This window comes from Aeromonas bivalvium (assembly GCF_000819765.1).
Classification (GTDB): Bacteria; Pseudomonadota; Gammaproteobacteria; order Enterobacterales; family Aeromonadaceae; genus Aeromonas; species Aeromonas bivalvium.
In genome coordinates this window covers 1-4,976 of sequence record NZ_CDBT01000049.1, presented here as the reverse complement: position 1 = coordinate 4,976, position 4,976 = coordinate 1, and the positions used below count along the sequence as shown (strand labels likewise).

Sequence of the window (4,976 nt, the reverse complement as noted above, 5' to 3'; positions counted from 1 at the left end):
CCCACCATGCCGTTGCCCACCACCAGCAATTGCTGCTTTGCTGCCATGTTGATGGTTTGGTCGCTGACCTGGTGGCCCGTCTCACCATCCATCCCCTTGCCCACCACCAGTAATGTCTCTTTGTTAGCCATATCTCTCTTCCTTGAATGCCGTGGGGCTCAGGCGCGCAGCTTGCTGCGCTCCTGCCCGCTTGCCTTGAGGGGGGTCACCTTGCGCTGCTTCTCGTAGAGGAAATGCAGCACCTGCTGGCGCAGCCTGTGATAGGCAGGGTCGTCCGCCAGGGCCACCCTGTCCCTGGGCCTGGCCAGGCGGACATCGAGGATCTCCCCTATGGTGGCCGCCGGGCCATTGGTCATCATGACGATGCGATCGGAGAGCAGCACCGCCTCGTCCACGTCGTGGGTGATCATGATGACGGTGTTGCCCAGCTCCGCCTGGATCGCCATCAGGGCATCCTGCAGATGGGCCCGGGTCAGGGCATCCAGGGCGCCGAACGGCTCGTCCATCAGCAGCACCTTGGGGGAGAGCGACAGGGCCCGCGCTATGCCGACCCGCTGCTTCATGCCCCCCGACAGCTCGTGGGGCAGCTTGTGGCTGGCGTGGTCCATCTGCACCAGGGAGAGGAAGTAGTCCACCTGCTCGGCCACCTCTTCGCGCCCCGTCACCCGGCGCTTGACCGCCAGCTCGACGTTCTGGCGAACGCTGAGCCAGGGCAGCAGGGCATGGTTCTGGAACACCATGGCCCGCTCCGGGCCCGGGCCGTCCACCTCGCGGCCATCGAGGATGATGCCCCCCTGGCTCGGCTCCAGCAGGCCGGCCACCAGGTTGAGTACCGTGCTCTTGCCACAGCCGGAGTGGCCGATGAGGGAGACGAACTCCCCCTTGTCTATCTTCAGGTTTACCCCCACCAGCGCCTCGAAGCGCCCCTGTTCCGTGTCGAACGCCATGCCGACGTCACTCAAATCCAGATAGGTTTTCATCACGACTCCTTGCCCATCCGGGCGATTAACGCAGCTGCTGGCGCTTGTCCCAGGACAGCCACTGTTGCAGTGCCAGCATGAGGCGATCCAGGGCAAAACCGATGAGGCCTATGGTCACCACGGCCACCATGATCCGGGCCAGGGAGGCGGAGCTGCCGCTCTGGAACTCGTCCCAGACGAACTTGCCGAGCCCGGGGTTCTGGGCCAGCATCTCGGCGGCGATCAGCACCATCCAGGCCACCCCCAGGGAGAGGCGCATGCCGGTGAAGACCATGGGCAGGGCGCTCGGCAGCACGATGCGCCCTATGTGGGTCAGGAAGGGCAGCCGCAGCACCCGGCTCACGTTGCGCAAGTCAGGGTCCACCGAGCTCACCCCGACCGCCGTGTTGAGCAGGGTCGGCCAGAGGGAGCAGAGGGTCACGGTCAGGGCCGAGTTGACGAAGGATTTCGCCAGCCAGGGATCCGGGCTCACGTAGACGGCGCTCACCACCATGGTGATCAGGGGCAACCAGGCCAGGGGAGAGACCGGCTTGAGCAGCTGGATCACCGGGTTGGCGAGGCGATAGAGGGCCTGGTTCATGCCGAGCAGCACCCCGATCGGGATGGCCAGCAGGGTCGCCAGGCCAAAACCGGCGGCCACTGTCAGCAAACTGGTGCCTATCTGATCGAAGAAGGTGGCGCGCCCCGGATAGGCCCGCACCTTGACGCTGGCCGCCGGGTCTGCGGCGAGGCGCTCGGCGTTGCGCGCCGCCTGGCGCGCCAGGAAGGCGGCTTCGCGCTCCCGCTCGGCCAGATGCTCCTCGGTCAGTTGCCACAGCTGGCTGGCGGTGGCCCCCGGCCCCGGCAGGGTGCCCAGGCTGGTATTGACCTGGCTCGCCCCCAACTGCCAGAAGAGCAGGAACAGCAGTATCCCCATGCAGGGCGCCAGCAGGCGCCCACTCGCGGTCGTTTTCATCATTGCCTCTCCCTATCCCGGGTTCATTGCACCTGCTCATCGCCCTTGAGGCCGATGGCAAGACGATTCAGATAGTCGTTGGGGTGGCGGCCGTCATAGGCGACGCCATCGATAAAGCCCTGCTGGGGGCCGCGAAAGCCGCTCTCGCTGGCAAAATCGGGAAAATCCCCTGCCTTGAGCCTGCCCTCCTCGATGAGGGCCTGGGCCGCCTGGCGATAGACACCCGGCTGATAGACCGCCTTGGCCACCTGCTCGAACCAGGCGTCCGGCTTGGCCTCGGGGATCTGGCCCCAGCGCCGCATCTGGGTCAGGAACCAGATGGCGTCCGAGTAGTAGGGGTAGGTGGCGTGATGGCGGAAGAAGACGTTGAAGTCGGGCACCCTGCGCACATCCCCCTTGTTGTACTCGAAGGTGCCCGTCATGGAGGCGGCGATCACCTGCTCGTCGGCCCCCACATAGTCGGGACGGGCCAGCAGCCTGGCGGCCGCCAGCCGGTTGCCATTGTCGTTGGCGTCGAGCCAGTGGGCGGCGCGGATCAGGGCCTTGACCAGGCGGGCATGGGTGTTGGGATGGCGCTCGGCCCACCCTCTGCTGACCCCGAACACCTTCTCCGGGTTGTTGCGCCAGATCTCGTAGTCCGTGATGACGGGCACCCCTATCCCCTTGGCGATCGCCTGCTGGTTCCAGGGCTCCCCCACGCTGTAGCCCATGATGGTGCCCGCCTCGAGGGTGGCGGGCATCTGGGGTGGCGGCGTGACCGACAGCATCACCTCCCCCTGGCGCTGACCCGAGTCATCCCCCTTGAGGGGGGCATAGTAGCCAGGGTGTATGCCACCGGCGGCCAGCCAGTAGCGCAGCTCGTAGTTGTGGGTCGAGACGGGAAAGACCATGGCGAAGTTGAAGGGCTTGCCCCCCTGGCGATACTGAGCCAGCACCGGCTTGAGGCTGCTGGCGGAGACGGGACGCGCCACCTGGCCGTCGGCCTGTTTCGGCAGGTGCGGCAGCATGGCCTGCCACACAGCGTTGGCGACCGTGATGCCGTTGCCATTGAGATCCATGGAAAAAGCGGTCACCAGCTCGGCCCGGGTGCCGATGCCGACGTGGGCCCCCAGGGGCTGGCCCGCCAGCATCTGGGCGCCGTCCAGCTCGCCGTCGATCACCCTGTCCAGCAGCACCTTCCAGTTGGCCTGGGCCTCCAGGGTGACGTAGAGCCCCTCATCCTCGAAATAGCCCTGCTCATAGGCCACCGCTAGGGGAGCCATGTCGGTCAGCTTGATGAAGCCGAGCCTGAGCTCTTCTTTCTCCGGCGCCCCTATGGGGCCAGCCCCCAGCTCCGTGGCCGCCAGGGCCGGCATGGCCAGCATGGCCAGCAGCGCCCCTTTCCAACTCATCTTCGGCATCATGTTCACCTCGTTACATCCTTGTCCGGGTCGGGAGGAAGCGCGCCGTTGCGCCCCGCCTTCGCCGTGTAGCCAAAAAAAGCCCCATCGACCGTCTGGTCGATGGGGCCACATTGCCCAATGTTGATGGTGGTCGGCCCCTTGGGGGCCCGGCGGCTTGCCGCGGTGGCGGCGCCTGCCTGTTATTGCTCTTCTCTGTACGTTATTCAGGATGCGTGCCAGGTTGGCAAATCCCCTGGCGACGCCTATGCCCTCGCCCATCTCCCCCACCGGCTGCGCCAGCGCGGCGCAACTGCACCAAAATGGCCACCCAACACCTGATGATCCGGCCCCTAGCCGGGCAGGGCCTGCAACAGACGGCGGGCCAGCTCGGCCAGACTGTGGTTCTGGGCCATGGCCGCGCTGCGCATCGCCTGGTAGGCGGCCTCCTCATCCAGCCCCTGGTGGCGCATCAGACGCCCCTTGGCCTGCTCTATCAGGCGCCGCTCCTCCAGCTTGAGTCGCAGGGCATCCTGGGCCTGCTGTTGCTGCTGCACCATGGCCAGCTGGGCCCGGGCCAGTCGCAGCCACTGCTCGACCGGTTCCCGCTCGCCGCAGCCGTGGGGCACCATGAGGGCGCCCTGGGTCAGCAGATCCGCCTGCTGCTGCACCGTCAGCCGATCGCAGAACAGCACCCGCGGCAGATGCAGCCCCTGGGCCATGGCCAGCCGGATCTCGGCGCTGAAGCGGCGGCAGCTGATCAGAAGCCCCTCCCCCTGCAGCCTGCCCGCCAGCAGACCGGCCTCGTCCAGGATGCGGGGGCTGTGGCCATAATGGCTGACCAGGGCCCCCAGCCGGTTGGCCTGCACCCTGTCATCGGCATGGATCAGCAAGATGGAGTGGCGGCCTTCCTGGCCACCGACTGGATGTGACATGCCCTTTCCTCTCATCAGTTCATTCCGTCGAACAGGATGGAACCGACGCAACTTGGAGGCCAAGTGTTTGAATCTACCCCCTATTTATCCATCTCTAGGTAGAAGGGGTAGACCCGGACTCCCTCTCCGTCTCCAGGCCCTGGCTCAACGCAAGAGGGGGCAGCCCAGGCTGCCCCCTCTCCCTGCCATCGTCGAGCCCGGACAGCCATCAGGCGACCCGGCTCGCCAGGGCGCCAAGCAGCCCCTTGAGCTCATCGCGCAGCGCCACCACCTGACCCAGGATGATCAGCACCGGGGTCTCCCCCTCCAGGGCCAGCGCCGCCCGGCTCAGGCCGTCGAGCCGGCAGCGCACCACCCACTCCCGCTCGCTGCACCCCGCCACTATCAGGGCCACGGGCAGGGCAGCGTCGGCCCCCGCTCCCCGCAAGCCGGCCTCTATCCTAGCCGCCTGCTCCAGCCCCATGTAGCAGACCAGGGTGTGGCCGGCCGCCACCAGGGCGCCCCAGCCCCCGAACTGCTCTCCCCCCTGCAGGTGGCCGGTCAGCAGGGTCACGGAGCGGGCCAGCCCGCGCTGGGTCAGGGGAATGGCGCTGCTGGCGGCGCAGCCCAGGGCCGCCGTGATGCCGGGCACCAGCTCCGCCTCGAAACCATGACGGGCCAGGTGCAGGGCCTCCTCGCCCCCCCGGCCGAAGATGAGGGGATCTCCCCCCTTGAGCCGCACCACCCG

General features: G+C 67.2%; 5 protein-coding genes. All 5 read right to left on the bottom strand.

Translation table 11 applies throughout. The annotated features are described in order from the left end of the window. Nucleotides 1-158: 158 nt before the first annotated feature. A complete protein-coding gene (locus BN1119_RS14660; RefSeq protein WP_084205495.1) occupies nucleotides 159-980 on the bottom strand; it encodes an ABC transporter ATP-binding protein in 822 nt (273 codons plus the stop codon). Nucleotides 981-1,005: 25 nt separating this feature from the next. Then, complete coding sequence (locus BN1119_RS14655; RefSeq protein WP_041999491.1) at nucleotides 1,006-1,938, bottom strand: ABC transporter permease; 933 nt, start codon at nucleotides 1,936-1,938, stop codon at nucleotides 1,006-1,008. A 20-nt stretch (nucleotides 1,939-1,958) separates the two neighbouring features. Beyond that, nucleotides 1,959-3,326, bottom strand: a complete 1,368-nt coding sequence (locus BN1119_RS14650) for a CmpA/NrtA family ABC transporter substrate-binding protein (protein WP_162625822.1) — start codon at nucleotides 3,324-3,326, stop codon at nucleotides 1,959-1,961. A gap of 341 nt (nucleotides 3,327-3,667) precedes the next feature. Beyond that, a complete protein-coding gene (locus BN1119_RS14645) occupies nucleotides 3,668-4,249 on the bottom strand; it encodes an ANTAR domain-containing response regulator (RefSeq protein ID WP_041999488.1) in 582 nt (193 codons plus the stop codon). Nucleotides 4,250-4,457: 208 nt separating this feature from the next. Continuing rightward, nucleotides 4,458-4,976, bottom strand: a 519-nt coding sequence (locus BN1119_RS14640) for a uroporphyrinogen-III C-methyltransferase (RefSeq protein WP_041999486.1), incomplete at its 5' end; no start/stop codon positions are given.

Bases quoted from the DNA above. Each gene is read 5' to 3' on its own strand.
- BN1119_RS14645 (WP_041999488.1), bottom strand. From the start codon at position 4,249: ATGTCACATCCAGTCGGTGGCCAGGAAGGCCGCCACTCCATCTTGCTG.
- BN1119_RS14660 (WP_084205495.1), bottom strand. From the start codon at position 980: ATGAAAACCTATCTGGATTTGAGTGACGTCGGCATGGCGTTCGACACG.
- BN1119_RS14650 (WP_162625822.1), bottom strand. From the start codon at position 3,326: ATGAGTTGGAAAGGGGCGCTGCTGGCCATGCTGGCCATGCCGGCCCTG.
- BN1119_RS14655 (WP_041999491.1), bottom strand. From the start codon at position 1,938: ATGATGAAAACGACCGCGAGTGGGCGCCTGCTGGCGCCCTGCATGGGG.